This window comes from Niabella terrae, from assembly GCF_054783135.1.
In genome coordinates, this window is sequence record NZ_BAAGRD010000014.1 from 24,472 (window position 1) to 47,870 (window position 23,399).

Consider the following 23,399-nt stretch of genomic DNA (forward strand, 5'->3'; position numbering starts at 1 on the left):
AGTTTACTTTGTGGCCCAGCATTTCTGTCCGGGTTCCAGGGGAATACAAGACAAATAATTTATCGGAATATGAACAAAAGCCATCCCCTTGGTAGCACCTGGTTCGGAAGTACAATACCCGATCACGGTGAGTCGTTTCAGGGTTTCGTAAAAAGTGGCGCCACGGATTTTCCGGTCGGCCTTGGAGAGCAGGGAGTCACCGGCATGAAAATCATCCTGAATCTCCGATAATAACAAAGTCTGTTGCGCCAGACTGCATTCATTAAAGGTCTTACTATACTTTCGCTTCGTCTGACGGTTCAACGATTTTAAGCCGTCAATAAAATTATTGGCATCGCGTCGACGCAGGTCCCGGGCAACGGTTTGTATGATATAGTCTTCCACCCGGGCATCTTTAGCACCCGGTGTATCGGTGCGCGGAATTATGAGCTCTGCCAGATCGGCAATAACGGCTTTCTGTACGTTCAGATAATCGCTGTCCGGCCTTCGGTTCTGTCGGATCAACTCATAACCCGAAACGCCCCCCACTACCAGGGTACCGGTAGCGATGATGGCTTTTATGGCTTTTCTTCGATTCATGTCTGGTCCCTTAAAGGCGGTTCATATCCCATTAGATGGATCAATATTCAAGACGAGCGCTATTTCACTTTTCCGGTACCGGCCGGCGGGCCTGCCCTCCCTTTCTATTGCTGCTTTGCTGCAGCCACAATATCAAAACACTGCGACATTTTTTCGATACTGTTTTCCCAGCTATGCGAAAGTGCGAATTCAATTCTTTCCTGCTGCAGTTGGGGCGTATCGGTATCCAACAGTTCCTGTATCCCGTCAATATATTCCTGTTCATTTGTTGCCAGAAATACATGGTCCCTGAAATCGATCATGGGTTCCGTTTTTGTTGCGATGGTCGCTTTACCCAGGGCCAGGTATTCATCTATTTTTCGGGGATAGTTGCCTACCGTAATGGGATTGACGTACTGCGGGTTCATACAAACATCAAAACCTTTGATATAGGTGGCGAGCAATTCGGGTGGTCTCGACCCCAGAAAAAATACATTGTCCATGCCATGCAGCGGGCTTTGTTGAAACTTTTCGTCCTCGGGCCCGATAAATACAAAATTCCATTGCGGTTGCCTTTTGGCCAGTGCTTCCAGCAGCGGCAGGTCCAGACGGGTGGTCCAGAGTGCACCGACATAGCCGATCACAGGTTTCGGGATAGATTCCATATCAGGAGCCAGTTCCAGCCCCTCATTATTGAAATAGGTAAAATCGCAGCCCTGTCCGACACAGAATGAATTGGGATTGTTGCGCGCACAGTAGGTCCTCAGGTATTCAGAGTTAGACAGGCATAAATCACTTTTTGCCATCAACTCCGGCTCCAGCTGGGCGCCATGCCGCTTCCAGTAGCTGACACCAACTATATTATCCCTTGAATAATAAACCGACAACCAGGGTTGCAGAAAATCTTTCAGGTAAAAGGCCTTGAAAACCTCATTGTCATTGAAGAGCAGATAATCCTTAAAACCCAGTTCCGCCACTGCTTTGAGAATTGCATTGGCAAATTTCCGGTTATTTATTTTATTTAATATTTTAAACAGGCCGGTAGAAGGAACCCAGTTGATGGATTCTACCAGACAGTCCGGGTACAGATTGTACAGATTCTCGCCAATCGGAACCAGCCCCGGTTCCCGACCCTTGATGACATTGATGCGTCGCTGTATTTTCGGATCCTGCTGATGCCGCAAACTGGAGATCCGGTCCAGGGGAGAATTCACATAGAGTACCCGGTTGTATTTACTGAATTCCAGGGCGATATCCTTGCAGTTACTGCCTATTTCAGTGTCCCAGGGTTGCTGACCCACAATAATGATATCTCTGTTTTTTAACATGATCCTATTAAAATCTCAATTTATAAAATCCCGAAATCCCCTTGTCAATCGAATAACCTGCATACCCGCCCGAGTCAATCTCACATTATCTTATATAATTCCAATAATTGAGTCGCTGCTGCTTTCCAGCTAAATTCCGCGGCCCGCTGCAGTCCTGCTTCACTAAGTTGCTGTGCCCGCACAGGATCTTTTAACAGATCTGACATTTTCTCAGCGATATCCTGCACCTTATATGGATCAGTATATACAGCGGCGTTTCCGCCGACTTCCGGCATGGAAGAGGTATTGGAAGTAACAACGGGTGTACCGCAACCCATCGCTTCCAGAATCGGTAGCCCAAAACTCTCCCGCAGAGAAGGATAAAGAAATAAACTGGCGGCATTATACATCAGCGGCATTTCCGCAGCAGTAATAAAACCCGGAAACAGGAAATGCTTCATTAGGGCACTTTGACCGGTTTCCTGCAGTCGGGCGGCCAACAGCGATTTATCATAGTCCAGAATAACGAGCGGAATGGGATCGGTGGTTGCCGTCAGGTATTCCAGGTAGGCGCTGATAACATTCTGCGTATTCTTTTTGGGTGCCGTATTGCCGAGAAAAAGCACGAAAGCATCCGGCAGTTGGTATTTACTGCGGAAGGCAGTTAAATCCTGCTCGGCATAACTATTATTAAACCGCGGATTGACGGCATTGTATACCACCTTAACTTTCTCTTCGGGAACTTTCAGTTGTTCAATGATGGTATCTTTTTCAAAATTTGACACCGTAACTACAATCTTACTGCGGCGGACCAGTTTAGGAACGATCCAGCGGCGGTACAGGTTACCGAAGTTCTGATAGGTACTACCCTTAAAGTTTAGGGATTCCAGATAGATGATATCGTGCAGGGTCAGCATTAATGGCGCGACCTGGCGAAGGCTGGACGTATTGCAGGTGGAATGCAGAAAATCGATACCGGCCTTTCGGGCGTACCTGGGCAGTACAAACTGCTCCCACTGAATATAATTGCTGCCGGCCAGCGCCTGTATCTGGAAATTATCAGTCGCCTGCAGACAGTCCCGATCGGCATCTTCCCTCGCAAAGAGCACATACTCGTTTTGCCGGTCCAGTTCCTGAATTTGTTTGAGCAACTCCAGCGCTACAATTTCCATCCCGTGTTTACGGGGCCGAAACAGTCTTTGTACTTCAATTCCGATTCTTTTTGCCATAGTCATTTTTTATAAGCCTGTACGTCATGTTTGGTGGCAACAGAGATTTTATTGGCTACCCGGGATTTCAACAGGGCCTTCACCTGAAAAAAAACAAAGCGTGGTATATGGAGCAGGGACTTATAAATGGTCCCGTCCGCCCCGCCACTTCGCAAGGCCATAACAAATAATGCTGCGAATATCATAAAAGCGCCCAACCAGACCCAAAGGGCCACCGGAAGAAATACCAAATCCAGTAGCAGCACGACCGCAATGGCCATGCCCAGCATAAACATCGGGGGCCGCAACAACATCATAGAAAAACCAAACTGGTTCCAGTTCAGGTGTGTCAGCGATCTTACAAAAAGCTTCAGGGCATAGATCCAGTATTTAAACCAGGTATTGATCCATCGTGCTCTTTGCTTTACCAGCTGATCGGACTGGCTGGTCTTGCCATCCATCACTACGGCACGGTCAGTAAAGGCGATCCTATAATTATTTCTCACCAGCATATACTGCAGGTATTTATCGAAACCGGCGCCGGACAGATCCGCCTCCTTCAGTAAGGATACGTATAATTCGGTGGTGAAAGCCATTCCTGATCCGGCAAGTGAAGCCGAGGAACCCGCCTCAAACAACAGTTTACGATCGATATAACGGTAAAACATATCACCGGCTTCATCAAGACGGGCATACAGTGTATTGGTATTCCTGGCGGCCCTTACCCCCTGCACCGCCTGGTAACCCTGGTCAAAACAGGCAGCGATGGCGGGTAGATACCCCGGGTCCATCAGGTTATCAGAATCCAGGATTGTCAGCAATTCATGCGGGCGCCGGAAGCGGTCAATGGCATAAAAATGGGATTTAATATTACTGCCCAGCCGCTCCGGTGGTCGCAGTAACACCACTTTCTCTGATTCAAATTGCAGATTGGAAATATCACAATCATCCGCGACGATATAAATCAGATAATGCTGATAGTTGGATTTGAGAATTGACTGTACCAGATCATCCAGGAGATCGGTCTGCTGATAGGCCGTTACAATAATACCTATATCATATTCGGCACGCTGACCCCTGACGCCAGGGCGCTTGCGCATTCGGGCTATCAGCCATAGTACCAGCGGAAACCAGAGCGGCAGCGCCAGACAAATTTGTAATATAATCCAGATTTCCTTCATTATGATGGCAGGACCCTTTCCCAGGTATTTGTTTCTTTATTAAAAATCTTTAGTACGCGGGCCGGATTCCCGGCGGCAACCGCGTAGGCCGGCACCGACCTGGTCACGACGGAACCGGCGCCGATGATGGCATGTTTACCTATCTGTACACCGGCAGTGATCACCGCATTGGCCCCGATCCAAACATTATCCCCGATGACGATCTCTTTGCAGCTCACCGGCTGTTTGCTGGGCGGCAAACTAATATCCTCATAACCATGATTCAGCCCCGAGACGACAATATGTTGTGCCAGCATCACATGATCACCGATGGATACCGGACCGATCAGTACGGAACCGATTCCGATAATCGTTTCCCTGCCAATATACAAATCTCCCACGCCATTATTAACCGTTGCAAAATCTTCAATGATTGAACCGGCCCCCAGGTGGAACTTATTATAAGGAAAAATATCCAGTCGTACGCTGCCCCTGATCCTGGCCCCCTTCCCTTTTTTATGGATAAATGGATTCAGTAAATAGCGCATCCAGGGCCTGGGGCGGGGATCGCCCTTGGCATTCATCATCCAGACTGCCGTTCGTTTAATTAACGGGCTGGCCTTTACACGCTCCTTGAAGCTCATGGCTTAATTATGTTTTAATCCGGCTCTGATACCAATAATAAAAAATATAACACCGGGAATCATAAATATTAATAATGGCATAGTCTTGCTTTTTAGCTGGTTTGAGGTTCCTTTTCCGGACCTTCTATCCTAAAGGCATTTAAGATTATTGCAAAAGATAACCAAATAATTACAGATGACGGAATATCGTTCATTACTTCATTGCCGTAACTACAGATAAACAGTCCCACAATCCCCGATCCCAGGGCAATCAGCTTGGTTTTCAGGACCGGGTCCTTTACCCGCCAAACAATACCGAAACATCGTCCCAAGAGGTACATCAGGATACAAAACCAGATGGTAAAGCCCACAATCCCGTACATCACCCAGAGCTTTACCCAATAACTGTCAGGCTCGATCGTAGACAGGAACTTATCAGAATTATACAAATGCCCGAAAGTGCCAATAACACCCAATCCGCCGCCGAAGGGCAGTGAAGCCATATACTCCCGCAGAATTTTCTGACTCTCGAAGCGGACATTCAGTGACGGATCATTCGGATCCAGGGCTGACCGCAGGCGGACAATATTATAATTACTGCTACCAATATGGGTATACTTCAAGACTCCTACAAACAGGGCCAGTACAATCGCACCCCAGAGGATTACTTTATACCTCCGGGCAAAAAACAGCGCAGAACCGGCTGCGCCCAATAAGGCAAAAAATGCGCCCCGGGTACCGGATATCAGCATCCCGTAAAAGAACAGGCCGCCGAGGATAAACAGGATCGTTTTCTTCCACCGGGTCTTTAATCCCAGGGCCAATATGAAACAGAGCACAGCCACCTGCGCCTGGGAAGGTCCGAACTGACCTGCATGACTATAAAAAGAGAAAACCCGAAGCTGTCCGAATACGATATGTGTAATACTGCCGCCGGCGTCCAGAAAATGCTGCTCACCGGCTGAGAGGCCGATAAACTGCTGCTTCATCCCGTTTAAAACGCCCAGAAAAGAATAAATGATAATCAGGCACAGCACCAGGTTTAACCGCCTGCGGTCGGTGATCAGTACCAGGCCAAGAGGTGCCAGTAGCAGGGGCAACAAAGCGGTAGACCGGATTTCTTGCAACCAGCCCATCGGACTGGCGCCATAAGGATTGACCAGCTCCAATACGCTGATAATAAACCAGACCAGACAGAGCAGGCTCAGTTTGTTTTTTAATACGGAGAAATCATACCGCTTCGCATTATACCATACACTGAGCCAGGTCAGCAGCAATAAGGCTTCCGTCCCCAGTCCGAACTGTATATCCTCGCTGACTTCCCGCGATAGTACAAAAAGAAAAAAGCAGTAGGTAATAACGGTTAATAAACCGATAAAGGGTTCCTTAAACAATAAGACGATAAAAGTAACGCCGGCAACAATAAGAACCGGTACCATTAACAAGGCCAGTGTCTGACTCCATACCGCTGCCATGCTAAGCAACAAACTCAGCACCAGCGTCAAAAGCAGGATCCATTTATGGGCTTTCGACAATTTTGGCGTATGAAACGAATAGGCCATCTAGATTCAGTTCTTTTCAACAGCAGACTGTATATCACCTGTCTTCACTTTATTCAGTACCCAACCCGAGAAACCGGGCTGTGCGGATAGAAAATCCACCATATCCTTATACTCCTCACTAAATTCAGTTCCTGCTTCGAAAACAGACAGGCAGCTGTCGCAGAACATCATCCATTCTTTTACATTATGAATGTCGGTACCGCTATCGATGTCAATGATAATAATATCAAAAGTATCTTTCAGTACTTCAAAACCTGCCACCAGCGAGTTCATATCACGTAGTTCCAGCAGTGAATTATTCTTGGTGGTATTACGGTTCAATATGGTAATCCGGTCTTCGATCTGGATATGCTTTTTCACCAGGAAGGACTCAAATTTTTGTAAAGGTGGCCGGTCACTGGCTTTATTATTGGTGACCAGGTCCAGGATATTACCATCTTTCTCACATATCAGCAACACGTTTTTGCCCATCATGGCAAAGGCATAACTCAGACTGCCGGCCAGAAAGGTTTTACCTGCGCCATCCACCAGACTGGTAATGCCCAGTACATTATGCTGTTCCGATAACTGCTTATTAATCTCAAATCGCAGGGAACGCAGCAAATCCTTATAAATGGTAAACTCTGCCGAATTTCCATTGTCCTTCCAGATATTGCGCAGGTCTTTATCCTCTGATTCGATCAGGTTCAGGCATCCGAGCACTTTCTGGCGGGTAAGTACGGCCAGCCTATGTACACTGTAGACCCGCTTGTTCAGGGCAAAAAGCAAAAACAAAATCGTCACACAAACAATAAAAGTGGACATTCCCGAAAGTCCCACATAGACAATATTCTTCGATTTTTCGGCCGGACCGGGTAAACCGGGCTCGGCAAGAGCCAGTCGTGAGCCTGTCTTGGCAGCCAGTTGCGCCTGGGTATACTGATTTCGAATGGCTTCATATTCTGTGGAAGCCGACTGTGCATCCCGGGCAATATTCTGGGCGGCACCTTCTGCGGGGAGCGCTACGCCACCACCGATGGATCCCGCCGGCAATTCTGCCAGTTGCTTTTCCACCGTATTCAGCGCGCTTTCAGCAGCCGCCAGGTCCCCTTCGAGTTTGAGTCGCTGGTTTAGCAGGTCCTGACGCACGGTTGCAGGATTCAGGTTGGCGGTTCCGGTCGCGCTGTTGATCAGCCGGTCCTTAATCCGTTGTAAGGAATCTACCGTTTTCTTATCCTGTGGATTGAAATTATTATTAATATATTTCTGATTGGCAATCTTCAACTGGGATTCGATGGCAATAATACTGGCATTCTGCTTCGATTGTTCCTGTTTCAGATACCCGCCTTCGCCTCTGAGCTTGGCGTCGATATCGGCCAGGGTTCCTTTGATGGAACTGATCTGCCGGATGTACTGCTGCCGTTGCCCCTGTGCTTCAGCATAGCGGGAATAGTTCTGTTCTGCCCGGCGTTGTGCATTGGCCGCACTGGCGGTCTGGGAAGCGGCGCCTATGGCCGCGCTTTGTGCGGCTGCTTCTTTCTGCTGCAGTTCAGATTCACTGCGCTTCATGATGCTGTCGAGCAAAGCCAGTGACTCGGCCTGACCCGCCACCGACAGATGGGTATAATAAGCAATAAAATCAGTGGCAAAAGTATTGACCACAAAGGCGGACAAATAAGGATTATTCGAAAGAAAATCTATCTTGATAAAATCACTTTCGCCATTGCGGTAGACCTCCAGGTTCTTAAGAATACTCTGTTCATCATAACCGTATTCTTTAAGTACATCAAAGAGTTTGATCCGTTCTCCGTTATCTGCCACGGAAATCAGCAGACCGTGGTTCAAACGATACTCATACTCGGTGATCATCCGGGCCCTGTCTTCCTGGGAAAGTTCTTCGACCGAACCGGGCATTTCCTTGAAGGCCTCGGAGGGCATTTTCAAGTCATGCAATACCAGTTTATAGGACAGGGTATTGACATTGCGTTTGGACTTCATCATCTCCAGCAGGTTACCAAATTGCTGGCTTAATTTGAAAAAGTCCATCTGCTGTCCGTTAGACAGGGCAGTTTGCTGAAACTGGTTGGTAATACCTGTTGAAACCAGCGCCGAAGATTTATAATCCTTGGGCAGCTTCTTGGCCAGCAGGTAAGTAACTACAGCAAATAAAATGGGCAACGAGAGCAACAGCCATTTAAAACGCAATAAATATTTTAAAAAATCTTTTAGATTTAAGTTTAGTGTCATTATACAATACTATTTAACGCTTTCCAGTTTGGTTCCAATCATGTCCTCTAAAGCATTTTTGGCCTTTAAATACTCCACTTCTGCATCCAGCGATTCGGCATCGGCAGTAATTGATGCACTTTTCGCAGTAGTGTAGACCTCAATAGTAATGGTTCCATTCTGAAACTGTGTCTGTGCATTGTTCAGAATGCTTTTCATGTCCTTAGCAGCCAGGCTTTTCAGTTCCAGTTGTTTCTGGGCACTCAGGTATTCGTAGTATCTGGCTTTAACGGTACTGGCCAGGTTATTATTAAAATCCTGACGCTGGGCTTCAGCGATCCGGTAATCCGCTTTGGCAGATTTGATTTGTCCGGGTTTGGAAAGCAAATTCCCCAGGTTCACATTGACCCCAAACTGAAATCCCTGCATGACAACATTGGCAGTTCCGCTGGCACCCCCGGGTAAATAGATCAGCCCTTCGTTTTTCTGGGGGCTGTAGAAATAACCCGCATTAAAGATGTCCAGTACGCTCATTGTGGCCATGGAAAGCTGGGCCCTTGATTTATCCACATTGGCATCGGCGGCTTTCTTAAGTGGATAAAACTGCTGGGCCAGTGTTATATATTTTCCCAGTAAAATATCATCCACATTATTGATAATGGATTCCTGAGACCTGAGGGCCGGCAGCAACGACAGATGCAACACGGAGCATAAGAAAATTATCTTTTTCATAAGATATACTTTAAACAGTTTCTTTTTGTAATAATGCCGGTACCGTTTTGATCATAATTTTCAGGTCCATCAGAAAGGAGCTGTCCTTGGCATAGGTATTATCCAGCTCTTTTCTTTCCTCTTCCGACATTTCAGCCTTTCCCCTTTTGCTGATCTGCCAGAGCCCGGTAATGCCAGCGGGACCCAGAAAGCGCATCGCGAACTGATCAGAAGTCAGCTGCTCGGCTTCATAAAGCGGCAGGGGGCGGTTGCCCACAATCGACATATCCCCTTTCAGTACATTAAAGAGCTGGGGCAATTCATCCATACTGGTCTTGCGCAGAATATTACCAAAACGGGTAATGCGCGGGTCATTCAGTATTTTGACAAAAGCCGATTGCTTACCCTCCTGCTTGCTGTCCGCCGCATACTGGTTATGGCTTTTGCTCAGGTTCTCCAGCTTCTTATCTGCATCGACGACCATCGAGCGAAACTTATAGAAATCGAAAATTTTATAGCCGGTTCCCGCCCTTTTACTTTTATAGATAATCGGCCCCTTGCTTTCCAGCCTAATAATCAGGGCAATCAATAAAAACAAGGGTGACAGGCAGATAATGATAAACAGGGAGACCAGAATATCAAAGAGCCTTTTTTCCACCGGCATCCGGTATTCCTTGGTCTTCTGCAGGAACTTATCCGGTTCATGTGGCCGGATCAGTTTAAACCGGATCAGAAAGTTAATCCTTTCGAATATCGTTTCGATGTCAAAGGGTTTAAAATATATATCATTTGCTTTCGCACTCAGCGCTTTTTGCTGCAGTTCCGTCTTGTTGATATCGGTAAGAATAATAATAATCGTTCCGGAAGTCAGGGCGCTTGCCCGAATGGTTTCCACATCCCGAAATACCTGCTGGTCATCGGAGGCTTCGATCAGCACCGCATAAGGAATTTCAGCAATGGACGAGCTGGTGATATGGGCATTAAAAACCGCCAGGTCTCTGTATTGTTCCAGCCGGTATTGGGACAGGCTTTCATTCGCTTCCACAAATTCACTGAAGAAACGGTCTCCGATATAAGCGATACCCACCAACTGGCTCAAAGCATTAGTTTTCAGATGAACTGAGTTTGTTTTGTTGGGTAAGTAAGTACTTGACTGCATCTTTTAGTTTATTAGGGTCAAACGGTTTCCGGAAAATCTGGTCAACTTTAAAGCTTAATTCCTGCTCGATGGTCGCTGTATCCACCGATCCGGTGAGCACGATTACAGGAATATTGGAAAATAATCCGCTGATTTTAATTGATTTCAACAATTCCGGACCGTTAAAATAGGGCATATTGATATCCAGAATAATCAAATCGGGTTTATTGCTTTCTTCCATCCACTGGATGGCTTCGTAACCATTAGTTTTAAGTACCACATGATACTCTTTGGACAGTACGAATTCAAGCAGCTTCAGTATCGTCAATTCATCGTCAACTATCAGTATCGTCTTTTTCATTTTACAGAGTTTATTAGGCAGTCTTTCTTAGTAAAAAGAACTTCCTGTAAAAGTAGTCATTAATAGATAAACGGCCATTATATTTCGCCGAATGGGCCTTTCTGATCTTTGAAAGGGTTAAATGCTTTGGTAAGCCCCAAAACGACGACCGGAAGAAGCCTTTCCGCCTGTCAACAAAGGCTTTCCCGGCATTTATTGTTCCTGTAATCCGGTCTAAAATATAATTTCGTCACCTTTCTAAAGCTTTCTTACAATGTTCTGGACCGTCTCGATCAATACCTGATTATTCGGCGGTAACAAAAATGTTTTATGGTCACCGGGAATATTTCGGATTTCAACACCATTCCGGGCATATTTTTTCCAGCCCAGGTATTCCAGATCATCCACAAAATAGATCCGTTCTTTGACCTTGAACAGATGGATTTTTACATCAAGCGGTTTCAGCCGGTAACTGGCATAGGCATCCTGATAGGCCCGAACCACCTCTTTACTATAATCATAAATCTGTTCTTCCTCTTCTTCCTGATAACGCGGATTCAATTTACGGTTCAGGAACAGCAGCTGGTAACTGAGAACTTCCCGCGGATATCGTATCAGGTTCGAACCAATGAACAAGGATTTTTTCACCTGTCGCTTCAGGAAATTGGTCACACGTTCCCTTCTGCTATCGGGTACAAAATTGGTACTTACATTGGTGTCCAGTACACCCAGCATCCTGATCTCCTTACCGGCCGCCAGTAACTGGCGGGCCATTTCAAATGCGACCACCCCACCAAAGGAATATCCCACCAGGATATAAGGTCCGTCGGGATTCTGTTCCATGATTTCTGATAAATAGCTGGCGGCAATAGTCTCAATACTTTTCAGATCCGTCAGGTCGCCATCGAGACCCAGGGCCTGCACGCCGTAAAAAGGCTGATCTTCCTCCAGGAAGGGTTCCAGCTGTTTGTACAGGAGGATGTTCAGGGCACCGCCATGTATGAAATAAATCGGTATTCTGCTGCCTGTCGTTTTGATCGGCACTAGTGATTTAAGTTCCAGTTTGGTCGCCGTTTTGATAAATTTCGCCAGGGAACTGATCGTCGCATGTTCAAATAACGCTGCAATCGGAACATCTGCATGCAGCTCTTCCCGGATACGACCCATTACTTTTACAGCGATCATCGAGTGGCCACCCAGTTCGAAGAAATCATCATCCGCCTCGATGCCCTTGATCCCTATCTCTTCCTCCCAGATGGCGGTAATTTCCTGTATCAGGTGATGGAGCCGGTTTGGTTCCTGTGCTGCAGGCACCGGAATATGCTGACCGGCAGCAGCCCTGCTCAATGCCTTGCGATCCACTTTGTTATTGGGTGTAAGTGGAAAGGCATCGAGTTTTACCCAGGCATTCGGGATCATATAATCGGGCAATGCTTTACTCAATGCCCTTCTCCAGTTCAATATCTCGTTCTTGCTGATTTCCTGTCCGGAACCGCTGGCCGTCAGGGCGGGCAAGAGGTAAGCGACCAGTTTCTGATCGGCGGCTTCGGTCCCTTCCACCTGTACGACCACATCACGAATACCTTCCTGTCTGGAAAGATGATATTCGATCTCACCGAGTTCAATCCGGTAACCACGGATCTTGGCCTGATTATCGGTTCGGCCCAGGCAAACTATCCTGCCGTCTTCCAGGAACTGACCCAGGTCGCCCGTGGCATAGATTCGTGCCCCCGAACCGGGAAGGAAGGGATCAGCAGTAAATTTCTCGGCTGTAAGTTCGGGGCGGTTCAGATAGCCCCGGGCCACGCCTTCACCCCCGATATAAATTTCACCAACCTGACCGGTCTCTACCAGTTGTTTCCGGTCATCCAGAATATAGACCCGGGTATTCTGTATCGGCCGGCCGATCGTGATTGGTCCGGCTGTATCCAGGATTTCGGTGGCCGTAGAATATATTGTCGTTTCAGTGGGTCCGTACATATTATAGAGGGCGTCTACCCGTTCCAGCAATTGTCCTGCAAGGGTTTTGGACAGGGCCTCACCCCCACTGATCAGTCGCAGTGGCAAACGCTGGGTCCAGCCGGCATCGATCATCATCTTATAGGTAACCGGTGTTGCCTGCAACAAATTAATTCCTTCGTCTGCCACAGTTTTCAGGATGCTTTCACCACTTTTGGCCGTGACCGCATCTGCCAAAAAGATCATGCTGCCGCTGATCAGCGGCAGGAAAAGTTCCATCGCTGCAATATCAAAAGATACCGTGGTTACCGCCAGCCAGCGGGTCTCGGTATCCGTCTTTAAGAATCGGCGGGCGCCCAATAGCAGGTTGAGCAGATTCCGGTGGGTCACCATGACCCCCTTGGGTTTGCCGGTGGAACCGGAAGTATACAGGAGGTAGGCCAGATCTTCGCCGTCAGGCCCCGGGTCTGTTGCCAGTATACCCGTGGCGGGCTTTGCCTGCTCCAGTTGCTCTACAATCAGCTCGCGTGTACTGCCTGCCCCGAATTTTCCGGCATCTGCCTGGTTGATCACAATAAAACCGGCTTTTGAATCTTCCAGCATATACCGGATTCGTTCTTCGGGAAATCCGGGATCCAGCGGCAAATAGGTAGCCCCGGATTTCAACAGGGCCAGCAGGGTGATAATCACCCGGGGATGGCGTTGTACGGCGACAGCTGCTACCGTACCTTTCCCGATGCCATTCGACCGGAAATAAGCGGCATAGCGCGCTACCTCATTTTGCAATTCCTTATAGGTCAACTGTTCCTTTCCAAATTGAATCGCCGGGCGGTCGGCATTTTCAACGGCAGCCTTTTCAAAAAGATCCACCACGGTTTGCTGCGGCAGTGTCTGCTCCGTCCGGTTCCATGCTTCCAGGCGGCTGTCCATAACAGCCGGCGCCTCTGACAGGACCCCACTGATTCGCTGTGTCGGATTACCCAGTACAGATTCCAGCAGACGGCGGTAATTGGCCATCAGTTCATCGATGGTTCCGGGCAGAAAGAGGTCCTGATTATAAATCACCTGGAATTTCAGTTGGCCCTCCTCTTTATAGGTATCTATAAAGAGCTCAAGATTATTGTTCACCGCGGCTCCTTCAATGGTCTGGTGCTGTATATTGGTAAATTGCAGGGGGTGGCCGGATTTCTCCATCTGCGAACTGAAACATACAGAGATCAGGGTGCTTTTGCCCGCATTCCGCTTGATTTTCATCTGGCGGATCAAAGCCCCCAGGGTAATCTGCTGGTGTTCATAATCACTAAACATTTCCTGACTGCGACGTTTGTAAAACGCCTGGAAGTTTTCATTTTCATCTACCTGGCTGCTCACCGGCAGCATATTGACACTGTGGCCGACCATATGATAGCCCGGTACATTCACATAGCCATTGACGGGCAGGCCCAGGACCAGCTCCTGCTGACCGGTATACCTGGAGACCAGGAGTTCAAACAGGGTACGCAGCAGTATGGTCAGGGTACTGTTGGATTGCGCTGCCAGATGGGCCGCCCTTTCGCTCAGCGGCTCCGGCAGCGTATAGTAACCGACCTTACATTTATAGGTCCGGCTGCCCGATCTTGGAAAATCGGTGGGCAGTTCTACGGAAGGAATGCCCCCTGAAAATTTCTGCAGCCAGTATTGCAGATCCTGTCGGTAGGCCTCGCCCTGATAACGTTGCTGCTGCTGATCCGCAAAACTACTGTAGGGCACCGCCTGTGGCAGTTGTGGTTGCTGCCCCTGAATAAGGCTGTTATAGCCGGCGGCCAGTTCTTCCATCAATACATCGAAAGAACCTCCATCACAGATCAGGTGATGGATCACAAAGCTGAACAGGAATTTCGTATCTGAATATTGTATTACTGCGACCCGGAACAGCAGGTCCTTTTCCAGATCAAAGGGTTGATCCAGTTGTTGCTGCAGCAACTGCTCGGGATCCGCTGTATCTGCCTTGGCAACGCGGAGGTCCCGGAATTCAAACGGCAAAACGGCCTCCGGACGGAGACGCACGGCTGATCCGTCTTTAGCAAAGCTCGCTGTCAGCAACTGATGACGGTCCATCAGCAGACGGAAAGCAGATTTAAGGACTTCAACATCCAGGGGTCCCTCCATAAATTCCGCGTAGCCGACATTATAGGAAATATTGGCTTCCGTCCCGCCGATGACGCATTCCTGCCAGATTTCCACCTGGGGTTCGGTCGGTCGAAACTGTGTTACTGGGGCGGACTGCGGCGTATGCAGGGCTGAGGAGGATTCGGCTTCGCCGGCTTCCGATGCGATCGGATCCAATTGCGTTGCCAGCTGGTGTAATACCGGGTAGCGGAATACGCTCGTAGCACCCAGCTCCCGGCCCGACCGGGCTTTGACCATTTTTGCCATCCGGACTGCCAGCAGGGAATGACCGCCAAGTTCAAAGAAGTTATCATCCAGTCCAATCTGCTCCCGGCCAAAAATTTCCTGCCAGATACCGGCCAGCAATTGTTCGGATGCAGTTTGAGGTGCCCGGTAGGTCTTTTCCGAAAATTCGGGTTCGGGCAACCGGTCTTTTGCTACTTTTCCGTTGGCTGTCAACGGAAGCTCGTCCAGGATTACAAAGGCCGCAGGTACCATATAATCCGGCAGTTTTTTATGTAATTGCTGCCGCCATTCTTCTTTGAGCGTTTCGGCATCACTGATACCATCGTGGACCGTCAGATAGGCCACCAGCATTTCATTGCCGGAGCTGCTCTTCCTGAGCATCGTAACCGCCGACTGCACACCTGAAAGTTCGCCCAGATGGTATTCAATCTCGCCCAGCTCAATCCGGTAGCCCCGTAGCTTGATCTGGTCATCGATACGTCCCTTAAACTGGAGCAATCCGTCTTCCTGCATTACTGCATTGTCTCCGGTCTTATACATCCGGGCGCCGGGCACAAAAGGATCCTCCAGGAATCGGTCCCGGGTCATGTCCTCATTTCGGTAGTAGCCCTGTGCCAGGCAAATACCTCCGATATAGATTTCGCCGATGATACCGGCAGGTACCAGCTGCAGGGATGAATTGAGTACATATATGCTGGCATTGGTAATCGGAATACCGATCGGTACCGCGAATTGCTGTTCAGCCGGATTATAATCGTGAATCATACAGCCCACGGTGGCTTCCGTAGGTCCGTATTCATTGCAGATACGGATATTACCCTGATACAGTTCATGTATTTCCCGGGCCAGGCTGGTTTCCAACTCTTCACCGCCCACAATCAAAGTGCGGTGCTGCGACGTTCGACCAGCGCGTACCGTTTCACTGTCACGTACCAGTTTCAGGTGGGAGGGCGTCAGTTTGACAACATTGATCTCCGGATCCGTAAAAATGCGTTCCAGTATGGCGGCGGGTTCGCCTTCTTCGAAAATCTTCAGACAGCTGCCGGAAACCAAAGGCGCAAATATCGAAGTAATCGTCAGGTCAAAAGATATTGAAGTGTACAAGGGTAGTACGGCCGGTGTCCCTTTCAGGTAATTCCGAATGGCCCAGCTGATATAATTTACCAGGGAACGATTGGCGATCATAACGCCCTTGGGCCGGCCGGTAGAACCCGAGGTATACAGAATATAAACCAGATCTTCGGCTTCCAGGGTTAAGTTCAATGTCTCACCGGAATAAGCATCCAGTGTGTCCGATAGATCACTGATGCATATTTCCGTTGCTGTCGTAGTTAATTTTCCTTTGAACCGGCTGTCGGTTAACAAATAGCCTGCCTGGGCATTATCGAGCATATAGCCAATGCGGTCCAGCGCATATTGTGGATCCAGGGGCAGAAATACGGCACCCGTTTTTACCACGGCCAGCAGCGAAACAACCAGTTCCACACTGCGTTCGAGGGCGACGCCCACAATTTGCCCTTTTGAGAGGCCCTTTTCCACCAGGTATTGGGCGAGCTGATTGGAACGATGATCCAGTTGCTGATAACTTATTTTTTCACCTTTGAAGACCAGGGCAGTTTTGGCGGCATGGTTCCGGAAAGCCTCTTGGAGCTTTTCCAGCATCGTGCCCTGGTACAATTGTTCATCGCGGTCTTTATTCCATTGTTCCCAGCCGGCTTTGAGCTGCGCCTGATCCACCAGGGATATGGCCCCAATCTCCTGTTCGGGATTGGACACGATCTGCTCCAACAGGAAGCGGTACTGGTCCATCAGCTGCCGGATGCGTTCAGGTTTGTATAATTGGGTATTATAGGACCATTGGAGTTCACAATCTCCCCCACCGTCCGCTACATTCACAAATAATTCATAGGTCTCGGCGACCCTTTTATTATGCACCAGGGTAAAACTTGCGCCATTAAATTGTACGGCAGTATCCATACCAAGGTCAATATTCATGGATACGGGAACCAGGGGCATCCGGGACAGGTCCCTGGGAATTTTCAGCTCCCTGAGCAGACTGCCAAAGGTAATCTGCTGGTGTTCATAATCATTCAGGGTCTTGGATTTGCGTTGCCGCAGATAATCCGCAAAAGAAGTATCCGGATCCAGGTGACTGCGCAGCGGCAGCAGGTTCACACAATGGCCGACCAGCTGGTACATTTCAGTCGCGGCCTGACCTGCTGTAGGCAGTCCGATAAATACATCCTGACTGCCGGTAATCTTGTGGAGCAGCATCTCGAAAACGCTCATCAGGGTATTGACAAAGCTGCTGCCATACCCTGCGCCGGTTTGCTTCACCGCACGAACCAGTGCCACAGGCAACTGGTAATCGTCTCTTCTGCCTGTATAGGTCCTTACCGGGGGTCTGGGGAAATCAGGGGTAATTTCAAACACCGGCAGGGGTCCTTCATATTCTTTCTTCCAGTATTCCAGGACCTGTTGGTATCCGGTAGTTTGCAGGAATGCGGCTTCCCGGGCAGCATAGGCGCTAAAACTATAGGGCCTTGCCGGCAGCGCGGTACCGGACTGCAGACTATTATAAATCCGGCTGATATCTTCCAGGATAACGCCCAGCGACCAACCGTCACAAATCACATGGTGGGCGGTCAGGGTCAGTACCCATTGACTGGGGCTGAGCCGGAACAGCGCAAAACGGATCAGCCGGTCCTGGAACAGATCAAACTCTTTTTCCGCATCCTGTTGCAGAAACTGTTCCAGAAAGGCCTGTTGCGCCGCACGGTCCCTACCGGAGATATCTTCGGTTCGCAGGTCTGGTTGTTGTTTGCCATGAATGATCATCATGGCACCGTCATCACTGAAATTGGCCCGCAGCGATTCATGTCGCTGAAGCAGCAGATCCAGACTTTCTACCAGCAGCGTTTCCTGAATGTCTCCTTCCAGATGCAGCGAAAGGGACAGATTATAGGCCAGGTTGGCATAGCGGTCCCCCAGCAGGCAGGCGGCAATAATTTCCTTTTGGGATTCGGTAGTCGTCAACTGCTTTTCGGCGGTTTCCGGTTCAGGTTCTCCAGTTGCCTGTTGCTGTAAAGGCCGTGGTTCGGAAATTGCGGCCTGTAAATCCGTCATCCGCGCCGATAAGGCCTGAATCTGTTGCAACATCTGCTGCAACAGGTCTTCATTGCCCTGCGGCAGTGGCGTGGGACCGGCAACCGTAGCTGGACTGGTAACCGCTGCTGGTGGCGTTGCAGCAGCAGCAGCAGTCACTGGCGCAACAACGGGCTCAGGCGGCAGATGCGCTTCATAATAATCTACCAGTTTTTCCGGACTGTCATAATCTTCGCTTAGCTGTCGGAAACTTACCGGCAGCGCAAACTCTTTTTTTAACGTGGAAGCCAGCTGGGTAAGCAACAGGGAATCCAGTCCCAGGGCAGTGAAATTATCTCGGGGGTTGGCGCCGGCTACCGGGATGCCCGACAGGTTTTCAATGAGCTGCAGGAGCTTGTTGCAGATGCGTTCCCTGGGATCGATTATTACCGCTGCCTCGGCTGGCATGGCGGCGGGCTCAGCGGCTGCAGGGGCTGATTGCCCGGTCGGAAGCTGGGCCGGCGGATCCAGCCAATACCGTTTTCTGTGAAAGGCATAGGTTGGAATATTTTGCAGAATCGGCCGGGTCGCTTGGCCATAATAGCGTTTCCAGTCAATGCGGACGCCATGCTGCCAAAGGCCACCCAGGGCACTGATAACGGCAACTGGTTCATCTTCGCTATTGATAGGCAGCGTAGAAAATACGCCTTCCGTTATCCCGTTCTGTTTGGCAAAAACGGCTGAGGAATTACCCGGACCGAGTTCCAGATAAAGGGGATGCAATTCTTCCTCTATGGTATGCAGGGCCTTACCAAAAAGAACCGTAGCCCGGGCATGGCGGGCCCAGTAAGCCGGGTTGCGTGCCTCTTCATCTTTCAGCCACTGGCCGGTAACGGTTGACAGCACGGGTATGCGGGGGATCCCGAGGTCTGCCGCTGCCACCACTTCCTGGAGCCGTGGCAGGACGGGGTCCATCATTTCCGAATGGAAAGCATGGCTGGTTTGCAATAATTTATTGACAATGCCTGCCTGCGTCAATTGGGCAGCAAAGGCAGTTACTTTTTCGGTCTCACCCGCTACGACACAGAGTTTAGCGGCATTCTGAGAAGCCAGGGAAACACCCTCCGGCAGCTGCGCCATCACGTCTTCCAGGGAAGCCCTTACCGTCAGCATACTGCCTCTGGGCAGTTCACTCATCAGGCGACCCCGTTCTGCAATGATCTGCAGCACATGCTCCAGGGAAAAGACCCCGGCCAGATGTGCACCCAGGAATTCTCCGAGACTATGACCGGCAAAGCAGGTGGGCTGCAGGCCCCAACTCATGTAAAGACGGGCCAGTGCATAGGAAGTGACAAAAATCGCGGGCTGCGCATACCTGGTATCTTTCAGGGTCTCAGCCGCTGCTTCCAGTTCCTGGTCGACATAAATTAACTGGCGTATATCGCGCCCCATCACCGGCAACAGCAGATTCGCACAGGTATCGACAGCCTCCCGGAATACCGGCTGGCTGTTATAGAGCTGACGTCCCATATTAGGAAACTGGCTGCCTTGTCCGGGAAATAGAAATGCCAGATGGCCGTTCCGGGACCCGGGTTCCCGGGTAGCGGCACTGATCGCAGCTTCATCCTGAAGCAGGGAAAGCAGGTCTGCCGGGTTGCGGGCAACCAAAAAATTCCGGTAAGCCAGATCCGGGCGGGTGACATGCAGGCTGTAGGCCAGATCTTGCAGCGAAATATCCGGGTCTGCCTGAACATACTGACGGAGCTTTGCCGCCCAGGCGAGGATGCTGTCAGGCTGATGCGCCGACCAGCTGATCAGCGCCGGCTGTTGATGGGTCGGCTCAACGGGCTTTATGCTTGTCTCGCTCACAAATTCTTCCAGAATCACATGCGCATTGGTGCCGCCGACACCGAAGGAACTGACGCCGGCAATTCTTTTGTCAGCAGTGGTCCAGTCGGTGAACTGATCCTGAACCCGGAATGGGCTGGAGGCAAAATCGATATGGGGATTAGGTGCTTTAAAATTAATCGTTGCGGGCAGTTGTTTATGATACAGCGACAGCACGGTCTTAATCAAACCGGCTACCCCTGCGGCATGGGTCAGGTGTCCGAAATTGCTCTTAACGGATCCTATGGCACAATACTGGTTTTTCTCCTGTGGACCGAATGCCATCCGGAGTCCTTCAATCTCAATCGGATCACCCAGCGGTGTTGCCGTACCATGGGTTTCCACATAGCTGAGCTTTGCAGGATCGGTTTGTGCATCGGCCAGCGCCATGCTGATGGCAGCGGCCTGGCCTTCGGTACTCGGAGCGGTAAAACTGCCTTTATGACCGCCGTCATTGCTGATACCCACCCCACTGATAACGGCGTAGACCGTATCACCGTCACGAACGGCATCATCCAGTCTTTTCAGCAAGACCGCGCCTACGCCATCACTAAAGACAGTCCCCCTGGCATCCGCGTCAAATGGACGGCAATGACCATCGGCGCTGAGCATCGAACCTTCCTGGTACAGGTGACCGCTATAGACCGGCACCGTCACCGCTGCACCGCCGGCAATGGCCGTATCGCACTGTCCGGCCCGAAGGCTTTCCACTGCCTGTGCAACCGCTACCAGGGAAGTAGAGCAGGCGGTATTGAGATTGACCGCGGGTCCGGTAAGATTGAGCTGGTAACTTACCCGGCTGGCAATATAGTCCTTGTCTGAAACGGAACTCACCGGAACGGTGCCCTGTATTTCCAGCTTATCCCGGTGCCAGATGACATTATTATTAAAGTAGGTATTGGTGGCACAGCCGGCAAAAACGCCGGTTATGGCCTGTCTTTGTTCCGGCAGATAACCGGTCTTCTCCAGCAGGTTTCTGGAAACTTCCAGAAACTGACGGTGCTGGGGATCCATCAGCTCCGCCAGCCTGGGCGGAATTGCAAAGAACTCGGCATCAAAATCCGTTACATCATCGAGAACGCCCCTGGCTTTGACATATTGACTATCGTTGCGCTCGGCTTCCGGTATAAAAGGATCCAGTTCTTCCGCAGTAAAGAAACGGGTCGTTTCCCGGCCTTCGCGTAGCAGTTCCCAGAACGCATCCACGCCCCTGGCACCCGGAAAATTACATTCCATGCCAATCACTGCAACAGCAGCACCGGAAGCCTTGCTGGCGGTGGGAATTTTACGTACCGATTGGAGTTCTCCTTTCAGGTATTTAGCCAGATCCTGAATGGTGGGATGTTGGTACAATTTGGTAATGGGCAGGTCCTGCCCGTGTCGGCTCTTCAGCGCCGTCACCAGTTGCTGGGCCAGCAGTGAGTTGCCGCCCAGATCAAAAAAATTGTCTCCGGAACCGATTTCATCAATGAGCAGCAGTTCCGACCATAAGGCGGCCAGGCGATGCTCGGCTTCACCTTCAGGTGGCCGGAAAAGGTTACGCAACTGGGGGCGCTTACCAGAGGGTGCGGGCAGTTTTTTGCGATCAATCTTGCCATTGGCGTTGATGGGCAAATTATCCAGTATCATGAACATATCCGGCACCATATAAGCCGGCAGGGTACTGACCAGATGTTTTTTGAGCCGGGCAATCTGATGGCCCTGATCGGTGTCCTTATTTTTCAGCTCCAGATAAGCCACCAGTCGCTGATCCCCGTTCCTGGTTTCAAAGGCGGTGACGACCACTTCGCGGATATTCTCCTGGCTGGCCAGCTGATACTCGATTTCTCCGAGTTCGATACGAAAACCTCTGACCTTTACCTGGTGATCGATTCTTCCCAGGTATTCGATATTACCGTCGGGCAGGTAGCGGGCCAGGTCACCTGATTTATACATCCGGGCACCCGGCTGTGCGCTGAATGGATCCGGGATAAAGCGTTCCGCTGTTAGTTCCGGTTTGTTCAGATAACCACGGGCGACCTGAACACCTCCGATATGCAGTTCCCCGATTTCCCCATCGGGAAGCTGTTCATTTTTTTCGTCTAATATATAGATCGAAGTATTGGACACCGGTCTTCCGATTGGAATGATTTCAACCGCCGGATCAAATTCTTTATTTATATCCCAGTAGGTAACATCGATCGCCGCTTCGGTGGGGCCGTACAGGTTGTGCAGCTCCGCTTGCGGCAGTTTTTCCTGAAAAAGGGTGACATGCGCGTATTTGAGCGCTTCACCGCTGCAAAGCACTTTTTGTACACCCGGACAATCCCCCTGTTGGATTGTATGCAGAAAACTGCCCAGCATCGAGGGCACAAAGTGCAACATCGTGATGCCGCGGCTTTCAATGACTTCTTTTAGGTACTGATTGTCTTTCTGTCCTTCCGGTTTGAGCATGACCAGTCTGGCGCCGGCCATCAGGGGCCAAATGAGCTCCCACACTGAAACATCAAAACAGTAGGTCGTTTTTTGCAGCACGATATCTGAAGACTGCAGCCGGTAATATTGCTGGGCCCATTGCAACCGGTTGCTCAGACTGCCATGCTCGATCATGACCCCCTTGGGCATACCGGTGCTGCCGCTGGTATAAATCACATAAGCCAGTTGTCCGGGCGTAATTTTCGGAAGCGCCGGAACCTGCAAACCATTTTGCGGATCCAGTTGATCCAAAACCACCGGCATCACCCCTTCCCTGTCGACAGCAAGATGCGCCAGGTTACCGGTCGTTAGCATGAAACGAGAACCGGTGTCTTTTAAAATAAAGGCAATACGGTCGCCAGGATAACCGGGATCAATCGGCACATAGGCCCCGCCCGCTTTTAAAATACCCCAGATGCCCACCACCATTTCCAGGCTGCGTTCCAGGCATATGGCTACCAGTTCATCCTTTTGTAACTGCTCTCGGACCAGATACCCGGCCACCAGATTGGCTCGCTCATTAAGCTGCGCGTAACTCAGTTGTGTGTCCAGAAATTCCAGGGCGATCTGATCGGGATGCTGCCGGACGCAGTTCTCAAAAAGGTCGATAACGGTGGTAATGCCAGATTTGCTGTCGTTACGTAGCATTCCATCAGTCATAGTTGAAGGGTTATCGTTCATTGCTGACTGTCAAATTTTAAATTTAGCTTTGGTACCACTACATCTAAACCTCTATTTCAAGAAATCTCATAGCAGCTTTACAACACGGCAATTTTTCTTCCTGGTTTAAAAGATGGCCCAATATTGAA

11 protein-coding genes are annotated in these 23,399 nt (G+C 49.9%); all 11 read right to left on the reverse strand.

Translation table 11 applies throughout. The features are described from left to right. Window positions 1–3: 3 nt before the first annotated feature. The gene (locus tag ACYVI9_RS14320) at window positions 4–579 is read right to left on the reverse strand and encodes a gluconate 2-dehydrogenase subunit 3 family protein (RefSeq protein WP_460765571.1); all 576 of its coding nucleotides are present in this window, start codon (window positions 577–579) and stop codon (window positions 4–6) included. A gap of 104 nt (window positions 580–683) precedes the next feature. Then, complete coding sequence (locus tag ACYVI9_RS14325) at window positions 684–1,886, reverse strand: glycosyltransferase (RefSeq protein ID WP_460765573.1); 1,203 nt, start codon at window positions 1,884–1,886, stop codon at window positions 684–686. Window positions 1,887–1,966: 80 nt separating this feature from the next. Further along, window positions 1,967–3,094: a glycosyltransferase family 4 protein gene (locus ACYVI9_RS14330; protein WP_460765575.1), complete on the reverse strand. Its 1,128-nt coding sequence runs from the start codon at window positions 3,092–3,094 to the stop codon at window positions 1,967–1,969. Between the two features lie 2 nt (window positions 3,095–3,096). After that, window positions 3,097–4,254: a glycosyltransferase gene (locus ACYVI9_RS14335; RefSeq protein ID WP_460765577.1), complete on the reverse strand. Its 1,158-nt coding sequence runs from the start codon at window positions 4,252–4,254 to the stop codon at window positions 3,097–3,099. After that, a complete protein-coding gene (locus ACYVI9_RS14340) occupies window positions 4,254–4,877 on the reverse strand; it encodes an acyltransferase (RefSeq protein WP_460765580.1) in 624 nt (207 codons plus the stop codon). Before ACYVI9_RS14340 ends, ACYVI9_RS14335 begins: the two co-directional genes overlap by 1 nt. 92 nt (window positions 4,878–4,969) lie before the next feature. Beyond that, complete coding sequence (locus tag ACYVI9_RS14345; RefSeq protein ID WP_460765583.1) at window positions 4,970–6,418, reverse strand: O-antigen ligase family protein; 1,449 nt, start codon at window positions 6,416–6,418, stop codon at window positions 4,970–4,972. 6 nt (window positions 6,419–6,424) lie between these two features. Then, window positions 6,425–8,644 carry a Wzz/FepE/Etk N-terminal domain-containing protein gene (locus ACYVI9_RS14350; protein WP_460765586.1) on the reverse strand — a complete coding sequence of 740 codons (2,220 nt, stop codon included), beginning with the start codon at window positions 8,642–8,644 and terminating at the stop codon, window positions 6,425–6,427. A gap of 9 nt (window positions 8,645–8,653) precedes the next feature. Beyond that, the gene (locus ACYVI9_RS14355) at window positions 8,654–9,355 is read right to left on the reverse strand and encodes a TolC family protein (protein ID WP_460765589.1); all 702 of its coding nucleotides are present in this window, start codon (window positions 9,353–9,355) and stop codon (window positions 8,654–8,656) included. Window positions 9,356–9,365: 10 nt separating this feature from the next. Further along, window positions 9,366–10,433: a sugar transferase gene (locus tag ACYVI9_RS14360; protein WP_460765591.1), complete on the reverse strand. Its 1,068-nt coding sequence runs from the start codon at window positions 10,431–10,433 to the stop codon at window positions 9,366–9,368. A 4-nt stretch (window positions 10,434–10,437) separates the two neighbouring features. Continuing rightward, a complete protein-coding gene (locus tag ACYVI9_RS14365; protein WP_460765594.1) occupies window positions 10,438–10,833 on the reverse strand; it encodes a response regulator in 396 nt (131 codons plus the stop codon). Between the two features lie 237 nt (window positions 10,834–11,070). Beyond that, the gene (locus ACYVI9_RS14370; protein ID WP_460765596.1) at window positions 11,071–23,250 is read right to left on the reverse strand and encodes an amino acid adenylation domain-containing protein; all 12,180 of its coding nucleotides are present in this window, start codon (window positions 23,248–23,250) and stop codon (window positions 11,071–11,073) included. Window positions 23,251–23,399 lie beyond the last annotated feature (149 nt).